Genomic DNA, 24,832 nt, shown 5'->3' with positions numbered 1-24,832 from the left:
CCGAAGGAAACTACGCTCTTGTGTTCAGGAAATGAACACTTCCGATGAGGTTCTTTGTTGGATTGTGATCGTGTTGCCCAAAAGAGCGGCCTCAACCCTCTCCGGGCCCCCGAGATCCTCGCCACTCCCGCCGCCTCCGACTCATTGACGCGCCTGTTGATTTGTGGTTCATTGTGTGCGGTTCTGTTTGGGAGGAGTCTGGTGAAGAAGACGGTTACGACGCTCGCCGACGGCCGGGAGCTGATCTACTACGACAGCCGTGACGACGTCGTGCGCGACGCGGTCGACCGGCGCCCGCTGGATCCCGTCTCGACCTCCTCCGAGGTCCGCCGCGACCCGCTCCTCGGCGACAGCGTCGCCATCGCCTCGCACCGCCAGGGCCGCATCTACCACCCCCCGGCCGACGAGTGCCCGCTCTGCCCCTCGCAGGAGGACCGGCACAGCGAGATCCCGGAGCCGGACTACGACGTCGCCGTCTTCGAGAACCGCTTCCCCTCGCTCGCCGGCGACTCCGGCCGCTGCGAGGTCGTCTGCTTCACCTCCGACCACGACGCCTCCTTCGCCGACCTCACCGAGGAACAGGCCGGACTCGTCCTGGAGGCGTGGACCGACCGCACCGCCGAGCTCGCCGAGCTCCCCCAGGTCACGCAGGTCTTCTGCTTCGAGAACCGGGGCGCCGAGATCGGCGTCACGCTCGGCCACCCGCACGGCCAGATCTACGGCTACCCCTTCGTCACCCCGCGCACCGAGCTGATGCTCCGCTCCACGGCGGACCACCGCGCCGCTACCGGCGGCAACCTCTTCGATGACCTCGTCGCCCGCGAGGAGGCCGACGGCTCACGGATCGTGCTGGCCGGCGAGCACTGGGTGGCCTTCGTGCCGTACGCCGCGCACTGGCCGTACGAGGTCCATCTGTACCCGCGCCGCCGCGTCGCCGACCTGCGGGAGCTCGACGAGGCGGCCCGCACGGAATTCCCACAGGTCTATCTGGAACTCTTGAGGCGATTCGACCGGATCTTCGGCCCCGGCGAGCCGCCGACCCCGTACATCTCCGCCTGGCACCAGGCGCCGTTCGGAGTCGAGGGGCGGGAGGACTTCGCGCTCCATCTGGAGCTTTTCACCATCCGACGTACCTCCGGCAAGCTGAAGTTCCTCGCGGGTTCCGAATCCGGCATGAGCGTGTTCATCAACGACGTGCCGCCGGAGACCGCGGCCCAGCGACTGCGAGAGGTAGCGAGCGAGTGAGCAAGTCCCCGAAGAAGTACCTGGTGACCGGCGGCGCGGGATACGTGGGCAGTGTGGTCGCCCAGCACCTGCTGGAGGCGGGGCACACCGTCACCGTCCTCGACGACCTCTCCACCGGTTTCCGCGAGGGCGTCCCGGCCGGTGCCGAGTTCATCGAGGGCCGCATCCAGGACGCCGCCAAGTGGCTGGACTCCTCCTACGACGGGGTGCTGCACTTCGCCGCGTACTCCCAGGTCGGCGAGTCCGTCGCCGACCCGGAGAAGTACTGGGTCAACAACGTCGGCGGCTCCACCGCCCTGCTCGCCGCGATGCGCGACGCCGGGGTGCGCACCCTGGTCTTCTCCTCCACCGCCGCCACCTACGGCGAGCCGGTCTCCAGCCCCATCACCGAGACCGACCCCACGGCCCCGACCAGCCCGTACGGCGCCACCAAGCTCGCCGTCGACCACATGATCACCGGTGAGGCGGCCGCCCACGGCCTGGCCGCCGTCTCGCTGCGCTACTTCAACGTGGCGGGCGCCTACGGCGACTGCGGCGAGCGGCACAGCCCCGAGTCCCACCTGATCCCGCTGGTCCTCCAGGTCGCGCTCGGCCGGCGCGCGTCGATCTCCGTCTACGGCGACGACTACCCCACCCCCGACGGCACCTGCGTCCGCGACTACATCCACGTCGCCGACCTCGCCGAGGCCCACCTGCTGGCCCTCGACGCCGCCACCGCGGGCGAGCACCTGATCTGCAACCTCGGCAACGGCAACGGCTTCTCGGTCCGCGAGGTCATCGAGACGGTCCGCCAGGTCACCGGCCACCCGGTGCCCGAAACCGCGGCCCCGCGCCGCGGCGGCGACCCGGCCGTGCTCGTCGCCTCCGCCGCCACCGCCAGGGAGCGGCTCGGCTGGCAGCCGTCCCGCGCCGACCTGGCCGGAATCGTCACCGACGCATGGACGTTCGCCCGCCGAGAGGAGCCCACCGCACCATGACCGACCACGCTGAGCAGCACGCCTCCCCGACCGAGCTCACCGCCTCCTTCACCGAGCTCTACGGGACCGCCCCCGAAGGAGTCTGGGCCGCCCCCGGCCGGGTCAACCTGATCGGCGAGTACACCGACTTCAACGACGGCTTCGTGATGCCGCTCGCGCTGCCGCACACCGCACGGGCCGCCGTCGCCCGCCGCACCGACGGCGAGCTGCGGCTGCACTCCACCGATGTGCCGGGCGGCGTCGTCCAGCTCCGCGTCGACGAGCTGGCGCCGCATGCGGGCCACGGCTGGGCGGCCTACCCGGCCGGTGTCGTCTGGGCGCTGCGCGAGGCCGGCCACGAGATCACCGGTGCCGACATCCAGCTGTCCTCCACCGTCCCCACCGGCGCCGGGCTCTCCTCGTCCGCCGCGCTCGAAGTGGTGACCGGACTGGCTCTGAGCGACCTCTTCGGCCTCGGACTCACCGCCGCCGAGCTCGCGGTCCTCGCCCAGCGCGCCGAGAACGCGTTCGTCGGCGTCCCGTGCGGCGTCATGGACCAGATGGCGTCGGCCTGCTGCACCGACGGGCACGCCCTGCACCTGGACACCCGTGACCTCACCCAGCGCCAGGTCCCCTTCGACCTGGCCGCCCAGGGGCTGCGGCTCCTGGTCGTCGACACCCGCGTCAAGCACGCGCTGGGCGACGGCGCCTACGCGGAACGGCGGGCCGGCTGCGAGGAGGGTGCCCGTCTGCTCGGCATCCGCACCCTGCGCGAACTCCCGTACGCGGAACTGGGCACCGCGCTCGACACGCTGGCCGCGTCCGGCGCCGACGAGTCCGTCGTGCGCTACGTGCGCCATGTGGTCGGCGACAACCAGCGCGTCGAGCAGGTCATCGGGCTGCTCGACGCGGGCCGGGTCCGTGCGGCCGGACCGGTCCTCACAGCGGGCCACGTCTCGCTCCGCGACGATCTGCGGGTCTCCTGCGTGGAGTTGGACCTGGTCGTCGAGGCGGCGAACGCCGCCGGCGCGCTCGGCGCGCGGATGACCGGAGGCGGATTCGGCGGTTCGGCGATCGTGCTCGTCGAGGAGTCGCAGGCCGACACGGTCGCCAAGTCCGTGCAGGAGGCGTTCGCCGCAGCCGGGTACGCGGCCCCGGGCGTGTTCCCCGCGGTGCCGTCCGCGGGAGCCCGCCGGCTCGTCTGAGCCGGCCGGTCCGGCCGGGGCGCGCCCCGGCCGGACCGGTCAGAGCTCCTTGACGAGGGTGAACTCGGTGATACCCGGCGGGTAGTTCTCGATCCGCCCCCGCACCTCGTAACCGCGCTTCCGGTAGAAGTCCGGCGCCTGGAAGTCCCAGGTCTCCACCCGCGAGCGGACGCAGGAGCGTTCGGCCCCGGCCACCCGTTCCGCCTCGGCGAGCAGCCGCGAGCCGAGCCCGGAACCACGATGCCGGGCGTCGACCCAGAGCAGGTCCACATGGAGCCAGGTCGCCCAGGTGCGTCCGGTCAGTCCCGCGGCGAGCCGGTCGTCGGCGTCCAGCGCCCATACCTCCAGCGGTACTTCGAGAGCCGCCGGCGTATCGCGCAGGGCGCGCAGCCGCGGTGAGCGCGCCGTGTTGTCGTCACGCAGCCACTTGTTCAGCAGCTGACGTCGTTCTTTGTCCACTTCTGTCTCAAGACGGAACATGAACCACACACTAGGACCCGGCAGTCTGTCAGTTCTGTGAAATTCCTTCCCCCCGGAGCCGTCGCCCGTACCCTGATGCACAGCACCGGTGGGGGCCGGTGCTGATTCAGGGGTACGAGACAGCCGGGTGCGACGCCCGGACGGGAGGGCGGTCGGTGCACGGCGGCGGCCGTGGACCGCGATCGGACTCCCCGTTCCGGGCGTCGCACCCGCGCCGGTCCGTCCCTGCCGGGGGCCGCATCCTTCGCGTGCCCCAGAGCGCACAGCATGGGGGTGCCTGTGGCCCGTATCCGGGTTCTCGTCGTCGACGACCACCGCATTTTCGCCGAGTCGCTCGCCGCGGCGCTGGCCGCCGAGCCCGATGTCGACGTGGCGGCGGCGGGCAGCGGCCCGGCCGCCCTGCGCTGCCTGGAGCGCGCGGCGTCCGAGGGCCGCGGATACGACGTGATACTCGTCGACGCCGAACTGGGCACCCTGCGCCCGCCCGGCCGCCCGGCCGCGGGCCCGGTCCCGGTGCCCGCTCCGAACGCCGGGGGAATCGGCCTGGTCGACGGCATCTCCCTGGTCGCGGGCATCCGCTCGCTGCGCTGCCCGGTGCGTACGGTGGTGCTCGCCGAGAAGGACGACCCGCGCCGGGCCGCGCTCGCGCTCCAGGCGGGCGCCTGCGGCTGGGTCGCCAAGGACAGCTCGCTGCAACGGCTGCTCGCGGTGATCCGGGGCGTGCTGCGCGAGGAGACGCATCTGCCGCCCGCGCTGCTCACGGGCGTACTGCGGGAGCTGATGGCGGACCGCAAGCACCGCACCGAGAGCGAACAGCTCGTCGAGTCCCTGACCCCGCGCGAGCGCGAGGTGCTGCGCTGCATGGTGGCGGGCCTGGGCCGCAAGGCGGTGGCGGAGCGGCTCTTCCTCTCCCCGCACACCGTGCGGACGCACATGCAGAACGTGCTGGGGAAGCTGGGCGTGCACTCGACGCTCGCGGCGGTCGCGCTGGCCCGGCGGGCGGGCGTCGGCCCGGCCGACCTGGAAGCGCCGGTCCTAGCCGGGAACGTTGTCGAACGGGGCGGTCAGCTGGCGTAGCAGGCCTGCCAGTTCGCCTCGCTGCTGACGGGAGAGTTCGCCCAGGATGGCGCGCTCCTGGGCGAGCAGGCCGGCCAGTGACTGGTCGGCCTTGTCGCGGCCCTCCGCGGTGAGCCGGACCAGCACGCCGCGGCGGTCGCTGGGGTCGGGGAGCCGCTCGACGAGATTCTTCTTGGTCAGCCGGTCGATGCGGTTGGTCATCGTGCCCGAGGTGACGAGGGTCTGGGTGAGGAGCTGGCCGGGCGAGAGCTGGTACGGGGAGCCGGCGCGGCGCAGCGACGTGAGGACGTCGAACTCCCACGGCTCCAGATGGTGCTCCGCGAAGGCGATCCGGCGGGCCCGGTCGAGATGGCGGGCCAGGCGGGAGACGCGGCTGAGGACCTCGAGCGGTTCCACGTCGAGGTCGGGGCGCTCTCGGCGCCATGCAGCGACCAGCCGGTCGACCTCGTCCTCCATGTGGATCAGTGTAGAGGGTCTGTCGACATGAAGTCTCTTGAATTCAAGTGTCTTGACATCAAGATACTTCGGGCCGATCCTGTACGGCATGACCGCACCTGTCTGGGATCCGCAGCAGTACCTGCGCCACGCGGACCACCGCACCCGCCCCTTCCTCGACCTGCTGGCCCGCGTTCCCGAACCGCCGAACGCCCCCGCCCCCCGCATCGCCGACCTCGGATGCGGCGCGGGCAACGTCACCGCCCTGCTCGCCGAGCGCTGGCCCGGGGCCCGCATCACCGGCTACGACAACTCCCCGCAGATGCTGGAACGGGCCCGCGCCCACGCCACCGCCCTGCTCGACTTCGCCGAGGCCGACGCCGCGACCTGGACCCCTTCACAGCCGTACGACCTGATCGTCTCCAACGCCCTGCTCCAGTGGGTCCCCGGCCACGCCGGCCGCTTCCCGGACTGGCTGGACGCGCTCACCCCCGGCGGCACCCTCGCCCTCCAGGTCCCGGGCAACTTCGACCAGCCCTCGCACGCCCTGATGCGCGAACTCGCCGAGTCCCCGCGCTGGCGCTCCCGCCTGGGCGGCCGCCTGCGCCACGCGGACGCGGTCCTGAGCCCGGCCGGCTACCTGCACCACCTCACGGCCCCCGGCATCACCGCCGACGTCTGGGAGACCACCTACCTCCACCTGCTGCACGGCGAGGACCCCGTCCTCGACTGGGTGAAGGGCACCGGGCTGCGCCCCGTCCTCACCGCACTCGCCGACGACGACGAGGCCCGGGACGCCTTCCTCGCCGAGTACCGCGACCTGCTGCGCGCCGCCTACCCCGCGGGCCCGCACGGCACGGTCTTCCCGTTCCACCGCCTCTTCGCCGTCGCTCACCGGGAGAAGCCATGATCGCCGCGCTCGACCACGTCCAGCTCGCCGCCCCCGAAGGCTCGGAGGAGGCGCTGCGCACGTACTACGTACAGATCCTCGGCATGACGGAGATCCCCAAGCCGCCGGTCCTGGCGGCCCGCGGCGGCTGCTGGTTCGAGGCGGGCCCGGTCCAGCTCCACGTGGGCGTCGAGGCGGACTTCCGCCCGGCCCGCAAGGCGCACCCGGGCCTGCGCGTCCAGGACATCGAGGCCTTCGCGGCCCGGCTGACGGAACACGGCGCCGAGGTCCGCTGGGACGCCGACCTGCCGGGCCACCGCCGCTTCTTCAGCCACGACCCGGTGGGCAACCGGCTGGAGTTCCTGGAACCGGACGGGGCCCCGGCACCGGAAAACCGGTGACGGGGCCCCGTCGGGCGCGGCCGCGCGCGGCGGATCAGTTCAGGACGCTGTACGTGTTCCAGCCGCCCCCGAGCCTGACCGGGCGGGGGAACTGGCCCCAGCCGTTCGAGATGTACAGGTAGAGGCTGCCGTTGCGGTCGACCCCGACGAGGTCGGCCTTGCCGTCCCCGGTGAGGTCCCCGGGCGCGGCCAGCTTCGTGTAGGTGTTCCAGCCCCCGCCGACGGGCGTGGGGGAGAGGAACGGCCGGTACGCGTCACCGGTGCCCCGGTACAGCTTGAGCACCCCGGCCGAGTCACGGGCCAGCACGTCCGCGCGGCCGTCCCCGGTGAAGTCACCGGCGCCGATGATCACGTTGTACGCGTTCCAGCCACCGCCGACCCTGATCCTGGCGGCGAGACCGGTGCCCGTGCCGTTGCCGGGGTGGAGGTACAGCGTGCCGCCGGCGTCACGCGTCAGCAGGTCGCCCTTGCCGTCGCCGGTCAGGTCGCCGGGACCGAGGGACAGGTTGTAGCCGCCCCAGCCGCTGCTGACCCGGCGGACGTCGTCCGGGCCGAAGCTGTGGTTGCGGAGCTCGCCGCCGGAGACGTTCATCAGGTCGACGAGGGTGTTCTCGTTGAGCGAGGAGGCGAGGAAGGGCTTGCCCTTCCAGGCGCTGCTGATCGCCGCACGCTGGTTCAGCTGGCCGTTGTTCGAAGGCCAGTAGGCCCAGAGCCTGCCGTGGGTGTCGAGCCCGAGGAGGTCGCTCCTGCCGTAGGCGGGAACGCCGCCCGCACCGGCGAGGAGCGTCGCCGTGTTCAGACGGGAGCCGGCCGCGACACGGACCGCGAGTTCGCCGCCGTCGCCGGTGGAGGAGTAGACGAAGACGTCACCGTTGACCGCGCGGGCGATCAGGTCGCCGCGGCCGTCGCCGTCCAGGTCGTCGGCGCCGATCACCTGGTTGTAGATGTGCCAGCCATGGCCGACCCGGGCCCTGTCGGTGAAGGGCGTCCTCGCCGAGCCGGTGCCCGCGTAGAAGTACAGGTCGCCGGAGACGGTCCGCCCGTACAGATCGGCGATGCCGTCCCCGGTCACGTCGTTCGCCCCGATGAGCTGGTCGTATGTGCCCCAGCCCTTGCCGACCAGGACCCGTGCGCCGAACGGTGCGGTGGAGGTGTCGCCGGTGGCCGGGTACAGGTACAGCTCGCCCTCGGGCGTGCGGGCCAGCAGGTCGGACCGCCCGTCGCCGGTCAGATCGCCCGGCGAGAGGACCTTGTTGTAGATCTGCCAGCCCTTGCCCGTCCATTCGGCGTTGCCTGTGCCCGCCCCGGACACGCCCGAGCGGAACGTCAGCGAGCCGTACGGCGACAGCGTCAGCAGGTCCGAGAACCCGTCACCCGTCTGGTCGCCGACCGGGATGATGTCCTTGTGCGCGTGCGCGTCCTTGCCGGGGATCTCGAAGTCGTACACCCCCTCCGCGCTGCTCGGCATGATGCCGAGTCCGCCTTCGAACGTCCGCAGGACCAGGTCGAAGTAGCCGTCGGCGTCGAAGTCCGCACGGGGCTTCAGGGCCGACCGGAGCCGGTCGGTGTGCTGCGGCAGGTTCAGGGACGGCTGCAGGTCGGCCGAGGCCGCGGGCCGCTCGGTCACCGTGTGCCGCGGTGCGGTGTCATCGGCCGAGGCCGGGGCGGCCAGCAGCATGCCGGCCGAGAGGACGAGTGCGGTGCAGGCCGCGAGGCGGCGCGCCCGCGTGGAGCGTGCGGGCACGGCGCTACGGCCGGATCTCACTGAAAACATGGCCCCCCCAGGGGTATCTGGTGCAACGTCCAGGGCCCCGCCACCGGAGTGCCGGTGACGGGGCCCCGTCGGAACGTGATGATGCGTCCGTGCGGTGGATCAGTACAGGTTGACGTACGTCGCCCAGCCGCCGCCGATCCTGGCCCGGGCGCCGAACTTGCCGGTGCCGGTCGAGGGGTAGCGGTACAGGTCGCCCTTGGCGTCGACACCGACGAGGTCGGCCTTGCCGTCCCCGTTGAGGTCGCCGGGCGCGGCCAGCTTCTTGTACGTGTTCCAGCCGCCGCCGATGGTCTGGCGCGCCTTGAACGGCTTCGACGCGACGCCCGTACCCGGGTAGAGGTACAGGTAGCCGCTCTTGCTGCGGGCGAGCAGGTCGGTGAGGCCGTCACCGTTGTAGTCACCGGCGCCGACCAGCTTGTTGTACGCGTCCCAGCCGCTGCCCACCTTGATCCGGGAGGCGAACCCGGCACCCGTGCCGAGGCCCCGGTACAGGTAGAGCGTGCCGCCGGAGGTGCGGGCCAGCAGGTCGCCCTTGCCGTCGCCGCTGAGGTCGCCGGGACCGACGAGGCTGTTGTAGACGCCCCAGCCCTTGCCGATGGTGTAGTCGCCGTTGTAGAGCGTGCCGGCGTACAGCTCCATCAGCTCGGCGCGGCCGTCGCTGTCCAGGGAGGACGCGAACGTGATGTTGGCCCCGCCCCAGTTCGCACCGACCTTCTGCGCGGCGGCGAACAGACCGTTGTTCTTCGGGTAGTACCAGTAGAGGTTGCCCTTGGTGTCGAGACCGAGCATCTCGTTCTTGCCGAAGTCGGGGTTGCCGCCCGCTCCGACGAACAGCGACGCCACGTTCCAGCCGGTGCCGCCGCCCGAAGGGGACACGAAGCTGCCCGCGCCGGTCGACTCGTAGAAGTACACGGCGCCGGCCGCGGTCCGGGCGATGATGTCGCCGAGACCGTCACCGTTGGCGTCGTCGACGGCGACGATCTGGTTGTACGCGTTCCAGCCGTTGCCGACCTTCACCCGCCCCGCGAACGGCTTGGCGGCGTTGCCGGTGCCGGCGTAGAAGTACAGCTCACCGGCGGGCGTACGGGCGAAGAGGTCGCCGATGCCGTCGCCGGTCACGTCGTTGGCGCCGACCAGCTGGTCGTAGACGCCCCAGCCGCTGCCGACCCTGACCCGGGACTTGAACGGGTTGGAGGTGACCGCACCGGTGGTGGCGTACAGGTACAGCTCGCCCGACGGGGTGCGGGCCAGCACGTCGCCTCGGCCGTCGCCGGTCAGATCGCCGCCGGCGACCAGCTTGTTGTACATGGCCCAGCCCTTGCCGGACCAGCCGGCGAAACCGGTACCGCTCTCGCTCGTGCCCTGGTGGAGCGAGAGCGTGCCGGTGGCGGTGAGCGCCAGGATCTCGGGACTGCCGTCGTTGTTCAGGTCGCCGGGCGCGACGAGATCCTTGTACTGCTCGTAGGAGTCGCCGTTGATCGTGTACTCGTGCTCGGCGGTGCTCGTGGAGACGTACACGACGCCGTCGATACCGCGGTAGACCGTGTCGCTGTAACCGTCGCCGTCGACGTCGAGACGCGGCTTCGCGGGCACGACCGCGGCGGCGCCGGCACCCTCGACGGCCGCCGCACCCGACTTCTTCGCCGGGTGCTTCGGGAGCGAGAGGGACGGCAGCGCGCCGATGGCCGGCGCGGACTGCTCGACCGCGCTGCGGTGCGGCGCGGTGTCATCGGCCGAGGCCGGGGCGGCCAGCAGCATGCCGGCCGAGAGGACGAGAGCGGTGCAGGCCGCGATCCGGCCCGCGCGCCTGGAGCGCGCGGGCAGGGTACGACGGCCGGGTTCCACAGAAGACAAAGCCCCCCCAGGGGTAAATGGTGGAACCGGGAGAAACGCCTTCACAGGTGCATTACATGCAGGGTGAAGCTTTCCCGGGATGGTCACAGACTCTACAACTGCGACCAGCGGGACTGAAGTGTTTTAGCGGTGAACGACATCTCGATCCGGCCACGCGACGGGGCGCAGCACGACGGGAAGCAGGGGGTGAGCGAACGGGAGACCCGCTCTCAACTCTTGCGATGTCCGATCAGCCGCGGCTTCGACTCCAGGTTCTCCAGACCGTGCCACGCCAGATTCACCAGATGAGCGGCGACCTCCGCCTTCTTCGGCTTGCGCGCGTTCATCCACCACTGACCCGTCAGCGCCACCATGCCGACCAGCGCCTGCGCGTACAGGGGAGCCAGCTTCGGGTCGAAGCCCCGGGCCTTGAACTCCAGCCCCAGGATGTCCTCCACCTGCGTGGCGATATCGCTGATGAGAGAGGCGAACGTACCCGTCGACTGGGCCACCGGCGAGTCACGGACCAGGATGCGGAAACCGTCCGTGTACGTCTCGATGTAGTCCAGCAGCGCGAACGCCGCCTGCTCCAGCAGCTCCCGCGGATGCCCCGCGGTCAGCGCACTGGTCACCATGTCCAGGAGCTGGCGCATCTCCCGGTCCACCACCACGGCGTACAGCCCCTCCTTGCCGCCGAAGTGCTCGTACACCACCGGCTTGGAGACCCCGGCACGCGCCGCGATCTCCTCCACCGACGTGCCCTCGAACCCCTTGTCGGCGAAGAGGGTGCGACCGATGTCCAGCAGCTGCTCGCGGCGTTCCTTCCCGGTCATCCGCACCCGGCGCGTACGCCGGGCGGAGGGTGCGCGGGTGTTCTCGCTGCTCGTGCTTCCATCGGTCGCCACGTCGTCAATCATGCCGCGTCGGCCCGCACGGGCCGGCGCCGGGAGTCGATACGCGCGGAGTCGGGCCACCGCACGTCGGTCGCCCAGCCCAGCTTCTCGAACCAGCGGATCAGCCGGGCGCTCGAATCGATCTGACCCCGCATCACTCCGTGCCGCGCACTCGTCGGGTCGGCGTGGTGCAGGTTGTGCCAGGACTCGCCGCACGACAGGACCGCCAGCCACCACACGTTGCCGGACTTGTCACGGGACTTGAACGGGCGCTTGCCGACCGCGTGGCAGATCGAGTTGATCGACCACGTCACGTGGTGCAGCAGCGCCACCCGGACCAGCGAGCCCCAGAAGAACGCGGTCGCCGCACCCCACCACGACATCGTGACCAGGCCGCCCACCAGCGGCGGAATGGCCAGCGAGAGGATCGTGAAGGAGAGGAAGTGACGGGAGATCCCGCGGATCGCCGGGTCCTTGATCAGATCGGGGGCGTACTTCTGCTGAGGCGTCCGCTCCTCGTCGAACATCCAGGCGATGTGCGCCCACCAGAGGCCCTTCATCAGGGCCGGCACGGTCTCGCCGAAACGCCACGGCGAGTGCGGGTCGCCCTCCGCGTCCGAGAAACGGTGATGCCTGCGGTGATCGGCCACCCAGCGGACCACCGGACCCTCCACGGCCAGCGAACCGGCCACGGCCAGGGCGATACGGAGCGGACGCTTCGCCTTGAACGAACCATGGGTGAAGTACCGGTGGAAACCGATCGTGATGCCATGGCAGCCGATGTAGTACATCGCCACCAGCAGACCCAGATCGAGCCAGCTCACACCGCGGCCCCAGGCCAGCGGCACAGCCGCGACCAGAGCCGCGAACGGCACGACGATGAACAGCAGGAGCGCGATCTGCTCGATCGACCGCTTCTGGTCCCCGCCGAGCGTGGCGGGAGGAAGAACCTGACCATCAGCCGCCTCGGCGGCCTCGATCACTTCGGGACTGGACGTCATTGGGGAGTCCCCTGTGGGTAGGAATGCGGCGGACATGTGGGGCTACGCACCCGTAACCTACGGCGTCGTAAGTATGGCAGCGCGAAGCCCCGCTGCACGAGAGGACGACGGACCGGGCACGTACGACGCCGTACGGGGTAGGGGACACAGGACGCACCCCGCACGTACCCGCGATGAACAGCGGGCACGCCTCGGGGCGCGAACAGCACCGACAGCACGGACACCTATCCTGGAGAGGTCGGACAGCGCGGTCCGCACCCTGCCACCCGGGGGGTCGCGTCGGCACCGCGCCGGCCGCGGGCCCCGGATCCCGTGCTCAACCACTGCAAGGAGCCGCACACTGTGAGCAGTGCCGACCAGACCCCTGCCGCCAGCCCCGAGCTGCGCGCCGACATCCGCCGCCTCGGCGACCTGCTGGGCGAGACCCTCGTACGCCAGGAGGGGCAGGAACTCCTCGACCTCGTCGAGCGCGTCCGCGCCCTGACCCGCACCGACGGCGAGGCCGCGGCCGAACTCCTCGGCGACACGGACCTGGAGACCGCCGCACAGCTCGTGCGCGCCTTCTCCACCTACTTCCACCTCGCCAACGTCACCGAGCAGGTCCACCGCGCCCACGAGATGCGCGACCGGCGCGCCGCCGAGGGCGGACTCCTCGCCCGGACCGCCGACCGGCTCAAGGACGCGGACCCCGAGCACCTGCGCGAGACCGTCAAGAACCTCAACGTCCGGCCGGTCTTCACCGCACACCCGACCGAGGCCGCCCGGCGCTCCGTACTGAACAAGCTCCGCCGCATCGCCGCCCTCCTGGAGACCCCGGTCATCGAGGCCGACCGGCGCCGCCAGGACATCCGGCTCGCCGAGAACATCGACCTCATCTGGCAGACCGACGAACTGCGCGTCGTCCGCCCGGAGCCCGCCGACGAGGCCCGCAACGCCATCTACTACCTCGACGAACTCCACGCCAACGCCGTGGGCGACGTCCTGGAGGACCTGGCCGCCGAACTGGAGCGCGTCGGCGTCGCACTGCCCGCCGGCACCCGCCCCCTCACCTTCGGCACCTGGATCGGCGGCGACCGCGACGGCAACCCCAACGTGACGCCCACCGTCACCTGGGACGTGCTGATCCTCCAGCACGAGCACGGCATCACCGACGCCCTCGAACTCGTCGACCAGCTCCGCGGACTGCTCTCCAACTCCATCCGCTACACCGGAGCCACCGACGAGCTCCTCACCTCCCTCCAGTCCGACCTGGAGGCGCTCCCCGAGATCAGCCCGCGCTACAAGCGGCTGAACGCGGAGGAGCCCTACCGGCTCAAGGCCACCTGCATCCGGCAGAAGCTCGTCAACACCCGCGAGCGCCTCGCCTCCGGCACCCCGCACCGCCCCGGCTGCGACTACCTCGGCACCGCCGAGCTCATCGCCGACCTGGCCCTCATCCAGACCTCGCTGCGCGAGCACAAGGGCGGCATCGTCGCCGACGGCCGCATGGACCGCACCATCCGCACGCTCTCCGCGTTCGGCCTCCAGCTCGCCACCATGGACGTCCGCGAACACGCCGACGCCCACCACCACGCGCTCGGCCAGCTCTTCGACCGCCTCGGCGAGGAGTCCTGGCGCTACGCCGACATGCCGCGCGACTACCGGCAGAAGCTCCTCGCCAAGGAGCTCCGCTCCCGTCGCCCGCTCGCCCCCACCCCGGCCCCGCTGGACGCCGCGGGCGAGAAGACCCTCGGCGTCTTCCACACCATCAGCCAGGCCTTCGAGCGCTTCGGCCCCGAGGTCATCGAGTCCTACATCATCTCGATGTGCCAGGGCGCCGACGACGTCTTCGCCGCCGCCGTCCTCGCCCGCGAGGCCGGACTCCTCGACCTGCACGGCGGCTGGGCCAAGATCGGCATCGTCCCGCTCCTGGAGACCACCGACGAGCTCAAGGCCGCCGACGTCATCCTCGACGAGATGCTCGCCGACCCCTCCTACCGCCGCCTCGTCTCGCTCCGCGGCGACGTCCAGGAGGTCATGCTCGGCTACTCCGACTCCTCCAAGTTCGGCGGCATCACCACCTCCCAGTGGGAGATCCACCGCGCCCAGCGCCGCCTCCGCGACGTCGCCCACCGCTACGGCGTACGCCTGCGCCTCTTCCACGGCCGCGGCGGCACCGTCGGCCGCGGCGGCGGCCCCTCGCACGACGCGATCCTCGCGCAGCCGTGGGGCACGCTGGAGGGCGAGATCAAGGTGACCGAGCAGGGCGAGGTCATCTCGGACAAGTACCTCATCCCGGCGCTCGCCCGCGAGAACCTGGAGCTGACCGTCGCGGCCACCCTCCAGGCCTCCGCGCTGCACACCGCACCCCGCCAGTCCGACGAGGCCCTGGCCCGCTGGGACGCGGCCATGGACACCGTCTCCGACGCCGCCCACGCCGCATACCGCAAGCTGGTCGAGGACCCCGACCTGCCGACGTACTTCCTCGCCTCCACCCCGGTGGACCAGCTCGCCGACCTGCACCTGGGCTCGCGGCCCTCCCGCCGCCCCGGCTCGGGCGTCTCGCTCGACGGCCTGCGCGCCATCCCGTGGGTCTTCGGCTGGACCCAGTCACGGCAGATCGTGCCCGGCTGGTACGGCGTCGGCTCCGGCCTCAGGGCCCTGCGCGAGGCCGGTCTGGACACCGTCCTGGAAGAGATGCACGAGCACTGGCACTTCTTCCGGAACTTCCTCTCGAACGTCGAGATGACCCTGGCCAAGACCGACCTGCGCATCGCCCGCCACTATGTCGACACCCTCGTCCCCGACGAGCTCAAGCACGTCTTCGACGCCATCGAGGCCGAGCACGCGCTGACCGTGCAGGAAGTCCTCAAGGTCACCGGAAGCACCGAACTGCTCGGCACCAGCCCGGTGCTCCAGCAGACCTTCGCCATCCGCGACGCCTACCTGGACCCGATCTCCTACCTCCAGGTGTCGCTGCTGGCCCGCCAGCGCGAGGCCGCGGCACGCGGCGAGGAAGCCGACCCGCTGCTCGCCCGCGCCCTGCTGCTCACCGTCAACGGAGTCGCGGCCGGGCTGCGCAACACCGGCTGACCGACGCGGTCGCGGGGCGGGGCCCCCTCACAGGGCGATGAACGTCGCCACGAGCAGGGCCCCGCCCGCGATCCCGGCACCCCAGCCCACCCGCGGCAGCCGCAGACCGCCGCCGATCACCAGTCCGGCCAGCACCAGCGCCCCGCCCAGCGGCATCCACGCATGCAGGAAACCCGGCGTCCCGGTGCGTACGACCTCGAAGGTGCCGGGCTTCACGACGACGGGGAAACGATCCCCCTTCTTCACGGCCACGGACTTCTCGACCGACACCCGGGAGCGCGCGGCCCCGCCGTCGGTCGGCGTGTAGGGGCCGGTGCAGACCTCGCTGCCGCACCCCGTGACCGTCATCGTCCCGTGCTCGCGGCCCTTCGCCAGCACGATGTGGTGCGCCGAGTCCCACGACGACAGCACGCCCGCGACGAGCAGCAGCAGGACGACGAGGCCGAGCGCCGCGCTGCGGCCGTACTGCAGGGCACGGTGGGAGGAGCTGCGCTTCATGGGGGCCGATCCTTGGCCAGGGCCCTGCGGTCGGTCAAGCTGTGGCCGAAAACAGCCCACTTGCCGACGGGTATGTCGGGATTCCCGCCCGCCCGAGCGCCCTCCTCGGCGCCCGCCCGCGCGCCCTCCCGAGCAACCGTCCGCGCGCCCGCCCGCGCCGCTCAGGAGTTGTACGCGCTCTGCGCCCGCTCCAGACCCTCCGCCAGCAGACACTCCACCGAGTCCGCCGCCCGGTCCACCAGGAACGCGAGCTCCTTGCGCTCCGTGGACGAGAAGTCCTTCAGCACGAAGTCCGCGACCTGCATCCGCCCCGGCGGACGCCCGATCCCGAACCGGATCCGGTGATAGCCGGGTCCCATCGACTTCGTCATCGACTTCAGGCCGTTGTGCCCGTTGTCGCCGCCGTCCAGCTTCAGCCGCAGCGTCCCGTAGTCGATGTCCAGCTCGTCGTGCACCGCCACGACATGGTCCAGCGGCACCTTGTAGAAGTCGCGCAACGCCGTGACCGGGCCGCCCGACAGATTCATGTACGACATCGGCTTTGCCACGACCACCCGGCGGCTCAGCGGCCCGGGCGGGCCGATCCGGCCCTCCAGCACCTGCGCCTGGGCCTTGGGGGCACGCTTGAACCTCCCGCCGATCCGCTCCGCGAGCAGGTCGGCGACCATGAAGCCGACGTTGTGCCGGTTCGCCGCGTACTCGGGACCGGGATTGCCCAGGCCCACGATCAGCCAGGGGTCATTGGCGTCGGACATCGCGCTGGGTCTCCTCGCGTACGGGCGGGTGGCAGACAGGGAAACGGGGCAGCGGCCTCCTCGCGGAGATCCGCCACCCCGTCAGTCAAGCAGGTGAGGCAAGGCTCAGAGGGGCCGGTCAGGCCTCGGCGGGAGCTTCCTCGGCGGGGGCTTCCTCGACCTGGGCCGCGACGACCTGGAGCACGACGGCGTCCTCGTCACCGGCCAGCACGGAACCGGAAGGCAGCGGGATGTCCTTGGCGAGGATCGAGTCACCGGCGTCCAGGCCCGCGACGGAGACCGTCACGGACTCGGGGATGTGGGTGGCCTCGGCCTCGACGAGCAGGGTGTTCTGCACGTACTCGAGCAGGTTGCCGCCCGGGGCCAGCTCGCCCTCGACGTGCACCGCGACCTCGACCTCGACCTTTTCGCCGCGCTTCACGGTCAGCAGGTCGACGTGCTCGATGTTGCCCTTGAGGGCGTTGCGCTGCACGGCCTTCGGGATGACCAGGGCGTCCTTGCCGTCGATCTCGAGACCGATGAGGACGTTGGCGGTACGGAGCGCGAGCTGCAGCTCGTGGGCCGGCAGCGTGATGTGGACCGCGTCGGCACCGTGGCCGTAGACGACGGCGGGAACCAGGTTGGCGCGACGGGTACGGCGGGCGGCGCCCTTGCCGAACTCGGAACGGACCTCGGCGGCGAGCTTGATCTCGGCCATGACTGCACTCCTCGTAAGGTGACAAAACTACGGATGGTCACCCGGCCCACGACAGGCCTGCTACGAAGAGCGCGTCGATAACGGACCGCCGTACCTATGAGTACGGCCTCCCTCGCCGAGCAACTCGCTGAGTCTACCCGGCGGGGAGGCCGCACCCAAAGTGGATCTTCTGGACCCCTGAGGTCTACTGCTCCTCGAAGAGGCTCGTGACCGAACCGTCCTCGAAGACCTCACGCACCGCGCGAGCGATCGTCGGCGCGATCGAGAGCACCGTGATCTTGTCGATCTCCAGCTCGCCCGGGGTCGGCAGGCTGTCCGTGAAGACGAACTCGCTGACCTTCGAGTTCTTCAGCCGGTCGGCGGCCGGGCCCGAGAGCACACCGTGCGTCGCCGTCACGATGACGTCCTCGGCACCGTGCGCGAACAGGGCGTCCGCGGCGGCGCAGATCGTGCCGCCCGTGTCGATCATGTCGTCGACCAGGACACAGACCCGGCCCTTCACGTTGCCCACGACCTCGTGGACGCTGACCTGGTTCGGCACGTCCTTGTCGCGGCGCTTGTGCACGATCGCCAGCGGCGCGTCCAGACGGTCGCACCAGCGGTCGGCGACCCGGACACGGCCGGCGTCCGGCGAGACGATCGTCAGCTTCGAGCGGTCGACCTTGGCGCCGACGTAGTCGGCCAGGATCGGCAGCGCGAACAGGTGGTCGACCGGACCGTCGAAGAAGCCCTGGATCTGGTCGGTGTGCAGATCGACGGTCAGTATGCGGTCGGCACCCGCCGTCTTCATCAGGTCCGCGATCAGGCGGGCCGAGATCGGCTCGCGGCCGCGGTGCTTCTTGTCCTGGCGGGCGTAGCCGTAGAACGGCACGATCACCGTGATGGAACGGGCCGACGCGCGCTTCAGCGCGTCCAGCATGATCAGCTGCTCCATGATCCACTTGTTGATCGGAGCCGTGTGGCTCTGGATCAGGAAGCAGTCGGCGCCGCGGGCGGACTCCTGGAAGCGGACGTAGATCTCACCGTTGGCGAAATCGAAGGCCTTCGTCGGCACGAGGCCGACACCCAGCTGGTGCGCAACCTCCTCGGCCAGCTCGGGGTGGGCGCGGCCGGAGAAGAGCATCAGTTTCTTCTCGCCGGTCGTCTTGATCCCGGTCACAGCACAGTCTCCTCAGACGTGTTCCTGGCGCTGCACGCAGATGTCCCGATGTGCAACGAGCCAGCCGAAATGGGGTGAGCATCTATCACGGTACGCCGTGCGCGACGCACCTGTTTCCGGTCAGCTTTCGCTGCCGGTGTCCTCCGCCGCCGCCTGGGCCGCCTGCGCGGCCGCGCTGCCCGGACGCTTGCGGGCCACCCAACCCTCGATATTCCTTTGCTGGCCACGGGCCACGGCCAGCGAGCCGGCCGGCACGTCCTTCGTGATGACCGAGCCGGCCGCGGTGTAGACCCCGTCCCCGACCGTGACAGGCGCCACAAACATATTGTCCGCACCGGTCCGGCAGTGCGACCCGATCGTCGAGTGGTGCTTGTTCACGCCGTCGTAGTTCACGAAGACGCTCGCCGCACCGATGTTGGTCTGCTCGCCGATCGTCGCGTCCCCGACATAGCTCAGGTGCGGGACCTTCGTGCCCTCGCCGAGTGTGGTGTTCTTCAGCTCGACGTACGTACCGACCTTGGACTTCGCGCCCATCCGCGTGCCCGGCCGCAGATACGCGTACGGACCGACGCTCGCACCGGCGCCGACCTCGGCCCCGTCCGCGACCGTGTTGTCCACCCGCGCGCCCGCCCCGACGACGGTGTCCTTCAGTCGCGAGTTCGGGCCGACCTCGGCGTCCTCCGCGAGATGCGTGGCACCGAGCAGCTGCGTACCGGGGTGCACGATCGCGTCACGCTCGTACGTCACGGTCACGTCGATCAGCGTGGACGCCGGGTCCACCACCGTCACGCCCGCCGTCATCGCCCGCTCCAGCAGCCGCTGGTTCAGCAGCCGGCGGGCCTCCGCGAGCTGCACCCGGTTGTTGATCCCGAGGATCTCCCGGTGGTCAGCGGCGACCGAGGCGCCGACCCGGTGGCCGGCCTCGCGCAGGATGGACAGCACGTCCGTGAGGTACTCCTCGCCCTGGCTGTTGTCCGTACGGACCTTGCCGAGCGCGTCCGTGAGCAGCTGCCCGTCGAACGCGAACACCCCGGAGTTGATCTCACGGACCGACCGCTGCGCCTCGGTGGCGTCCTTGTGCTCGACGATCTCGGTGACCGCTCCGGTCGCCGCGTCGCGCACGATCCGGCCGTAGCCGGTCGCGTCGGGGACCTCGGCGCTGAGCACGGTGACGGCGTTGCCGTCGGCGGTGTGGGTGGCGGCGAGTGCGGCGAGCGTCTCGCCGGACAGCAGCGGGGTGTCGCCGCAGACGACGATCACGGTGCCGTCGACGGTCCCGCCGAGCTCGTCCAGCCCGACGCGCACCGCGTTCCCGGTGCCCTTCTGCTCGGCCTGGTAGGCGGTGCGCACCTGGGCGTCCGCGGCGGTGAGGTGGGCGGTGACCTGCTCGCTCGCGTGGCCGACAACCACGACGAGGTGGAGCGGGTCCAGCTCGCGGGAGGCGGCGACGACATGACCGACGAGCGAACGCCCGGAGATCTCGTGCAGGACCTTGGGGGTCTTCGACTTCATGCGGGTGCCCTCACCCGCTGCGAGGACGACGACGGCTGCCGGGCGTACGGAGCTCACGGATAGGCCCTTCGGCTTCGGGTGACGGACATCCGCAGGATACCGGGGGGCCTTGGGGCGGGCATGAGTGCGGGCCCCGACCGGTTCGGTCGGGGCCCGCGACAAAGGGCTCCCGGGGAAGGAATCGAACCCTCATTCAATGGACCAAAACCATTTGTCCTGCCTTTAGACGACCCGGGATGGTTTTGCGCTTATGTCCGAATTTGCGGTTCGGGCGAAAGCGCAGCACCCACTATGCCGTACCACCAGCCCTCGATGCGACGGTAGAGATCAGCACTTTGTAGTACATGGATCGCAAGGCAACCCCGGTAGTTCCCACCGACGTTCTTCCGGATGGTGAGGGGGCGGTGCTTCTTCAGGGTGGTCTTGCCGAACCTTGAGGCGGCAGCCCCGGTGTGATTCCTCCAAAAGTGCTCCGCCTCGGGCACGTCTGCGGTTTCGTGGATGTTCACGTGGAACTTGAGCTGCTCGGGCGGGATGCCGAGCAGGCGTAGCCAGGCCAGAAAGACGCTGATCACGTCGGGGTCGCTGTTGATGAAGGAAACGCGTTCCGATCGGCGGTATGGCTTGGATTTGGAACCTTCGGCCCAGTAGAGCGCCACTCCGGCCAGGAACAGTTCGCGGTTGCTCAGGGAGGCGGTCTCCTGGCGGGCCGCGTTCCTCGTCTCCTGGCGCTCGGCCTCGCGCCGCTGAAGCGTCGCCTCCCAGCCGCGCCGGGCGATGGCGGAAGCGTCCTCGCGGCTGCGCCGCGGGGGCTTCGGCAGATCCCGCACCCACAGCGAGATCGACCCCTTCGAGCACCCCAGCTCCACCTGGATCTGGTCGTACGTCTTCCCCTCCAGCCGCAGCTCCCGCGCCCTGGCCCGCAGATCGTCCTTCGCGCGCGGGCGCTTCGTCCACTCCGGTGCGGGCTCGCCCTCCAGCAGTCGGTTGAGGAGGACGTTGTTGTGGAGTTGGAGCCGATCGCGGATCTGGCGGCGGCTGAGGCCTTCCCGGCGCAGGGCGACGGCCTGGGCGCGCAAGCCTTCGAAGTCGCCGTATTTCGTGAGTTCTTCCGTCATTCGGCGATCGTCGTCCGGAATGCGGACGCACGTAGGCGTTTCGGTGTGCGCCCACCGGATCGGGTGATGAGCACATGATTCGAATCCGTTCGACGCCCCGACGTGCTGCGCAGGTCACCCGAAAATGAGATGCGCCCGCCCGTACGCTGGATGCCATGACCGCAACGGGGGCAGACCGGGAGGCGGCGGGATCGACCACCCGCGGCTACTGGTGGTGGGAACGGCGACGGAGTGTCGCACTGGACGGAGGACTGGCGCTGGCTTCGGCGCTGGAGTGCGGGCTGGAAGGAGTGGTGTTCGCGGGCGATACCGGGCTGCCGGTGCCCCTGGGGGTGGTGTTCGGGGTGCTGGCGGGGTCCGTGCTGCTGGTGCGCCGGAAGTGGCCGATCGCGGTGGTCCTGGTGTCGATCGCGACGACGCCGGCCGAGATGGGCTTCCTGATGGGCCTGGCCGGCCTGTACACGCTGGCCGCGTCCGATGTGCCCCGGCGGATCACCGCGGTGCTGATGAGCATGTCGCTGGTGGGGACGTTCATCGTCACGTACGTCCGGCTGCGGCAGGGCGTCGACGCCGACGCGGACTTCGGGCCCGGTGACTGGTACGTCCCGATGCTGTCCCTCTTCATGGCGGTGGGCCTGACCGCGCCGCCGGTGCTGTTCGGCCTCTACATAGGGGCGCGGCGGCGGCTGATGGAGAGCCTGCGCGAGCGGGCGGATTCGCTGGAGCGGGAGCTTTCGCTGCTCGCGGACCGGGCGGAGGAGCGGGCGGAGTGGGCGCGTACCGAGGAGCGGACCCGGATCGCCCGCGAGATGCACGACGTGGTGGCGCACCGCGTGAGCCTGATGGTGGTGCACGCGGCGGCCTTGCAGGCGGTGGCGCCGAAGGACCCGGCGAAGGCGGTGCGGAACGCGGCGCTGGTGGGCGACATGGGGCGGCAGGCGCTGACGGAGCTGCGCGAGATGCTCGGGGTGCTGCGGACCGGGGCGCCGGTGGTGGAGCGGGTGACGAAGGTCCCGCTGGCGTCCGTGGGGCGTGCGGTCCCGTCGGCGACGGAGGACGGGCCGCGGCTGGACGAGGTGGAGACCCTGGTGGGGGAGTCGCGGGCGGCCGGGATGACGGTGGAGCTGTCGGTGGAGGGCGATGCGCGTGCGTACGCGCCCGAGGTCGAGCAGACGGCGTACCGGGTGGTCCAGGAGGCTCTGACGAACGTGCACAAGCACGCGGCGGGCGCGAGGACGTGGGTGCGGCTCGCGCATCGGGGCGCCGAGGTCGCCATGCAGGTGGAGAACGGTCCGTCGGACGCGGCGACGGCGGACGCCGGGCTGCCGAGCGGTGGCAACGGGCTGGTGGGCATGCGGGAGCGGGTGCTGGGGCTGGGGGGCGTCTTCGTGTCCGGTCCGACGGATGCGGGTGGTTTCCGGGTGTCGGCGGTCCTGCCGGACGTCGGAGCGGCGTGAGGGCGCCGGGTTCTCAGCCGGAGACCAGGCGTTCCGGCTGGATGCCGGTGACGAGGGTGGCGAGGGCGCTGTCGATGTCGGGGCCGAGGTACCAGTCGCCGGTGTGGTCGATGCTGTAGATCCGTCCCTGTGCGTCGATGGCGAGGACGGCCTGCGCGTCGCCTTCCTCGCCCAGCGGGGCGACTTCGGTCTCCAGGGCGCGGCCGAGGTCTCCCAGGGTGCGGGCGAGGTGGAGTCCGCTCAGGGGGTCGACGCGTACGGGCGGGGGTGCGATCTGCCGTCCGGGTGCGGTGGCGGTGATGAGGAGTCCGCCGAATTCGGCCCAGGCCTCCACCGCCGCGGGGAAGACGGCGTGCTGGTGTCCGGCGGGTGAGGCGTGGGAGCGCAGGGCGTCGGCCCACTCCTCGGCCTGGCGGATGTCCCAGCGGCCGGGTTCCCAGCCGCAGGCGCGCAGGGCGGCGTCGACGGCGACGGGGAAGCGCGTGGAGCTGTGGCGGTCGCGGGCCGCGGGGCCGGCTTGTGCGGGGAGGTCGGTTCGGTCGTGCATGGGGGCGCGGTCAGCCCTTCTCGGCGGTGGTCGCCGCTCCGGTCGTGGTGAGGTCGACGGGACGTACGCCGAAGTGGGCGAGCATCACGGAGCAGGAGCGGCAGGGGGCCGCGTAGCTGCCGTGGAGCGGGTCGCCGTCCTCGCGGATGCGGCGTGCGGTGAGCCGGGCGTGCTTGAGGGCGCGCCGGGCCTCGCCGTTGGTGAGGGGCTTGCGCTGGGCCCGCTTGGAGCGGCCGGATTCGGCTGCGGTGAGGTGCCGGGAGAGCAGTATGGCTTCGGGGCAGCGGCCGGTGAAGCGTTCGCGCTGGGCGCTGGGGAGGGTGTCCAGGAAGTCCTGGACGAGGTGGTGCAGCACGGGCGGCTGGTCGCCCTTGCCGGCGGTGCAGGTGAGCGTTTCCCCGCGTACGGACAGCGCTGCGGCCACCGCGGGCAGGATGCCGTCGCGGCGGTGGATCAGGCGCGGGGTGTGGCCGGTCTCGTTGCTGCTCCAGCTGAGTCGGGGGTCCCCGGTGGTGACGGTCTGTGCGGAGTGTGCGGTGTGCATGGTGCAGTGTCCCTCCCGTGCCCGCAGCGGCTGCTGCCGAATGTGCACGCCCCCGTGTATGCGGGTGACAGCCTGCCAAATGTGTCGGGTCCTGTGAAAGCGGGGTCGGGGAAACGTGTCTGCGTGTCGCGCTTCAGTGGCCCGATCGTCGCTCGTCCGTCACCCGGTTGTGACGGTTGGTGACGGAAGTGGCCGTGGGGCGGAGGGGCAAAGACTGTTCAGGGCTCACCGCATAGGCTGTGTCCGGACCGCCCCCATGGGCAGGTCGGTCCTCATCAGCCAGACGCAGCAGGGGGCAACCGCCATGACGACAGGTCGGCTCGGGCAGCAAGCCGCGCCACCGAACGCGGCCTACGCCGGGCAGCTCGTGCACTTCCCGGATCCGGTCCGGGCGTCCCGTCACCCCGGTGGGGTGCGTATGGACGGGAACGGCTGTCCGGATTTCGCGCCCTACGCGCGCGCCGCCGCCGAGATCGCCGAGCCCCCGCAGGGGTTCGGTGTGGACGAGCTGCGCCTCACGGACTACGTGTCGGCGAACGCGGCGCTGGCGGCGAGCGGCCACGAACTGTGGGGCACGATTCCCGCGGTGGCCACCCCGCACGGCTGGACCTGGCACCACGTTCCGGGCGGCCGGCGGATGGAGCTGGTCCCGGTCGAGGTGAAGGCGCTGTTGCGGCACCACGGTGGGCTGGCGACGACGGCGGTGGACCAGGACAAGCGGGGTACGCGTCCGCTCCAGGAGACCCGGCCCGCGCACTTCCGGCTGCCGAAGGGTGCCGTGGCGGTGAGCGAGCAGCAGATCCAGGGCGTCGAGGAGGACCTCGGCTACCGGCTGCCGGGTGCGTACCGCTCGTTCCTGAAGGCGGCGGGTGGTTCGGCTCCGGTCGGTACGGCGCTCGACGCGGAGCTCGGTCTGCTGGTCGACCAGCCGTTCTTCACGGTCCGCGAGGAAGCGGGCGTGAATGATCTGGTGTACGTCAACAAGTGCCTGCGGGACCATCTGACCAAGGATTACCTGGGCGTGGCCTTCGTCCAGGGCGGCATTCTCGCGGTGAAGGTCCGCGGGGAGGGCATCGGTTCGGTCTGGTTCTGCGCGTACGACGACGCGCGTGACCGGGACGGCTGGAGCGTGCAGGAGCGGGTGGACCGGCTGCTGCTGCCGTGCGGCGCCGATTTCGACGCGTTCCTCCAGCGTCTCGCGGGCAATCCGCCGGAGCTGGAGACGGTGGCGAACCTGATGGTGGACGGCGGCTTCGCGCGTGCTGTCCCGGTGGAGGGGTGAGC

The 24,832-nt window shown here is 70.9% G+C and carries 23 protein-coding genes and 1 tRNA gene; 9 read left to right on the top strand and 15 right to left on the bottom strand.

Going from position 1 to position 24,832, the window contains the following annotated elements; genetic code table 11:
- Window positions 1-201: 201 nt before the first annotated feature.
- Genes galT through galK form a run of 3 tightly spaced genes read left to right on the top strand, consistent with a single transcriptional unit; the run spans window position 202 to window position 3,406 of the window.
- Entirely contained in the window at window positions 202-1,245 is a 1,044-nt protein-coding gene (gene galT, locus ACIQMX_RS31125) for a galactose-1-phosphate uridylyltransferase (protein ID WP_402483050.1), read from the top strand.
- Entirely contained in the window at window positions 1,242-2,222 is a 981-nt protein-coding gene (gene galE, locus ACIQMX_RS31120) for a UDP-glucose 4-epimerase GalE (protein ID WP_363067340.1), read from the top strand. Before galT ends, galE begins: the two co-directional genes overlap by 4 nt.
- Entirely contained in the window at window positions 2,219-3,406 is a 1,188-nt protein-coding gene (gene galK / locus ACIQMX_RS31115) for a galactokinase (RefSeq protein ID WP_402483047.1), read from the top strand. Before galE ends, galK begins: the two co-directional genes overlap by 4 nt.
- Window positions 3,407-3,445: 39 nt before the next feature.
- Here the strand turns inward: galK and ACIQMX_RS31110 are convergent, their stop codons facing one another.
- Complete coding sequence (locus tag ACIQMX_RS31110; RefSeq protein WP_363067344.1) at window positions 3,446-3,886, bottom strand: GNAT family N-acetyltransferase; 441 nt, start codon at window positions 3,884-3,886, stop codon at window positions 3,446-3,448.
- Window positions 3,887-4,165: 279 nt separating this feature from the next.
- On the opposite strand from ACIQMX_RS31110, the gene ACIQMX_RS31105 reads away from it, so the two are divergent.
- On the top strand, window positions 4,166-4,963 hold the full coding sequence (locus ACIQMX_RS31105) for a LuxR C-terminal-related transcriptional regulator (RefSeq protein ID WP_402483230.1): 798 nt from the start codon (window positions 4,166-4,168) through the stop codon (window positions 4,961-4,963).
- Here ACIQMX_RS31105 and ACIQMX_RS31100 read toward each other — a convergent pair.
- The gene (locus ACIQMX_RS31100) at window positions 4,922-5,419 is read right to left on the bottom strand and encodes a MarR family winged helix-turn-helix transcriptional regulator (protein ID WP_148019081.1); all 498 of its coding nucleotides are present in this window, start codon (window positions 5,417-5,419) and stop codon (window positions 4,922-4,924) included. The genes ACIQMX_RS31105 and ACIQMX_RS31100 overlap by 42 nt on opposite strands.
- Window positions 5,420-5,507: 88 nt before the next feature.
- On the opposite strand from ACIQMX_RS31100, the gene ACIQMX_RS31095 reads away from it, so the two are divergent.
- Together ACIQMX_RS31095 and ACIQMX_RS31090 are read left to right on the top strand one after the other, a co-directional pair.
- Window positions 5,508-6,308, top strand: a complete 801-nt coding sequence (locus tag ACIQMX_RS31095) for a trans-aconitate 2-methyltransferase (protein WP_363067347.1) — start codon at window positions 5,508-5,510, stop codon at window positions 6,306-6,308.
- A complete protein-coding gene (locus tag ACIQMX_RS31090; RefSeq protein WP_363067348.1) occupies window positions 6,305-6,688 on the top strand; it encodes a VOC family protein in 384 nt (127 codons plus the stop codon). Before ACIQMX_RS31095 ends, ACIQMX_RS31090 begins: the two co-directional genes overlap by 4 nt.
- A gap of 34 nt (window positions 6,689-6,722) precedes the next feature.
- Here the strand turns inward: ACIQMX_RS31090 and ACIQMX_RS31085 are convergent, their stop codons facing one another.
- The 4 genes from ACIQMX_RS31085 to ACIQMX_RS31070 form a co-directional block, all read right to left on the bottom strand.
- Window positions 6,723-8,432 (bottom strand): FG-GAP repeat domain-containing protein, encoded by a 1,710-nt coding sequence (locus ACIQMX_RS31085; protein ID WP_402483042.1) that lies wholly within the window; start codon window positions 8,430-8,432, stop codon window positions 6,723-6,725.
- 129 nt (window positions 8,433-8,561) lie between these two features.
- Window positions 8,562-10,220, bottom strand: coding sequence for a VCBS repeat-containing protein (locus ACIQMX_RS31080; RefSeq protein WP_363067638.1), 1,659 nt, complete (start codon window positions 10,218-10,220; stop codon window positions 8,562-8,564).
- Window positions 10,221-10,525: 305 nt separating this feature from the next.
- Complete coding sequence (locus ACIQMX_RS31075) at window positions 10,526-11,212, bottom strand: TetR/AcrR family transcriptional regulator (RefSeq protein WP_363067352.1); 687 nt, start codon at window positions 11,210-11,212, stop codon at window positions 10,526-10,528.
- Window positions 11,209-12,189 (bottom strand): fatty acid desaturase, encoded by a 981-nt coding sequence (locus tag ACIQMX_RS31070; RefSeq protein ID WP_363067354.1) that lies wholly within the window; start codon window positions 12,187-12,189, stop codon window positions 11,209-11,211. The genes ACIQMX_RS31075 and ACIQMX_RS31070 overlap by 4 nt, the downstream gene beginning before the upstream one ends.
- Before the next feature lie 342 nt (window positions 12,190-12,531).
- Between ACIQMX_RS31070 and ppc the strand changes: the two genes are divergently transcribed.
- Complete coding sequence (ppc, locus tag ACIQMX_RS31065) at window positions 12,532-15,261, top strand: phosphoenolpyruvate carboxylase (RefSeq protein ID WP_363067357.1); 2,730 nt, start codon at window positions 12,532-12,534, stop codon at window positions 15,259-15,261.
- A gap of 27 nt (window positions 15,262-15,288) precedes the next feature.
- Here the strand turns inward: ppc and ACIQMX_RS31060 are convergent, their stop codons facing one another.
- The 7 genes from ACIQMX_RS31060 to ACIQMX_RS31030 all read right to left on the bottom strand — a co-directional run bounded on the left by ACIQMX_RS31060 (window position 15,289) and on the right by ACIQMX_RS31030 (window position 21,000).
- On the bottom strand, window positions 15,289-15,759 hold the full coding sequence (locus ACIQMX_RS31060; protein WP_363067359.1) for a hypothetical protein: 471 nt from the start codon (window positions 15,757-15,759) through the stop codon (window positions 15,289-15,291).
- Window positions 15,760-15,920: 161 nt separating this feature from the next.
- Window positions 15,921-16,514: an aminoacyl-tRNA hydrolase gene (gene pth / locus ACIQMX_RS31055; RefSeq protein WP_402483037.1), complete on the bottom strand. Its 594-nt coding sequence runs from the start codon at window positions 16,512-16,514 to the stop codon at window positions 15,921-15,923.
- 118 nt (window positions 16,515-16,632) lie between these two features.
- Entirely contained in the window at window positions 16,633-17,211 is a 579-nt protein-coding gene (locus ACIQMX_RS31050) for a 50S ribosomal protein L25/general stress protein Ctc (protein ID WP_363067363.1), read from the bottom strand.
- A gap of 184 nt (window positions 17,212-17,395) precedes the next feature.
- Window positions 17,396-18,370, bottom strand: a complete 975-nt coding sequence (locus tag ACIQMX_RS31045; protein ID WP_219573288.1) for a ribose-phosphate diphosphokinase — start codon at window positions 18,368-18,370, stop codon at window positions 17,396-17,398.
- 120 nt (window positions 18,371-18,490) lie between these two features.
- Entirely contained in the window at window positions 18,491-19,939 is a 1,449-nt protein-coding gene (gene glmU / locus ACIQMX_RS31040) for a bifunctional UDP-N-acetylglucosamine diphosphorylase/glucosamine-1-phosphate N-acetyltransferase GlmU (RefSeq protein WP_363067365.1), read from the bottom strand.
- Between the two features lie 109 nt (window positions 19,940-20,048).
- A tRNA-Gln gene (locus ACIQMX_RS31035) sits at window positions 20,049-20,119 on the bottom strand.
- Window positions 20,120-20,130: 11 nt separating this feature from the next.
- On the bottom strand, window positions 20,131-21,000 hold the full coding sequence (locus tag ACIQMX_RS31030; protein ID WP_402483032.1) for a hypothetical protein: 870 nt from the start codon (window positions 20,998-21,000) through the stop codon (window positions 20,131-20,133).
- A 155-nt stretch (window positions 21,001-21,155) separates the two neighbouring features.
- Between ACIQMX_RS31030 and ACIQMX_RS31025 the strand changes: the two genes are divergently transcribed.
- Window positions 21,156-22,457 carry a histidine kinase gene (locus ACIQMX_RS31025; protein WP_363067369.1) on the top strand — a complete coding sequence of 434 codons (1,302 nt, stop codon included), beginning with the start codon at window positions 21,156-21,158 and terminating at the stop codon, window positions 22,455-22,457.
- 13 nt (window positions 22,458-22,470) lie between these two features.
- Here ACIQMX_RS31025 and ACIQMX_RS31020 read toward each other — a convergent pair whose 3' ends face one another.
- Window positions 22,471-23,004, bottom strand: coding sequence for an SUKH-3 domain-containing protein (locus ACIQMX_RS31020; RefSeq protein WP_402483029.1), 534 nt, complete (start codon window positions 23,002-23,004; stop codon window positions 22,471-22,473).
- Between the two features lie 10 nt (window positions 23,005-23,014).
- A complete protein-coding gene (locus ACIQMX_RS31015; protein WP_402483028.1) occupies window positions 23,015-23,548 on the bottom strand; it encodes a YwqJ-related putative deaminase in 534 nt (177 codons plus the stop codon).
- Window positions 23,549-23,852: 304 nt separating this feature from the next.
- Between ACIQMX_RS31015 and ACIQMX_RS31010 the strand changes: the two genes are divergently transcribed.
- Window positions 23,853-24,830, top strand: a complete 978-nt coding sequence (locus ACIQMX_RS31010; protein ID WP_402483025.1) for an SMI1/KNR4 family protein — start codon at window positions 23,853-23,855, stop codon at window positions 24,828-24,830.
- The last annotated feature ends 2 nt before the right edge of the window (window positions 24,831-24,832 follow it).

This window comes from Streptomyces sp. NPDC091416, assembly GCF_044756845.1.
Lineage (GTDB): Bacteria > Actinomycetota > Actinomycetes > Streptomycetales > Streptomycetaceae > Streptomyces.
Note: the sequence above shows the minus strand (reverse complement) of the source record. Positions and strands in the feature narration are given on the sequence as shown.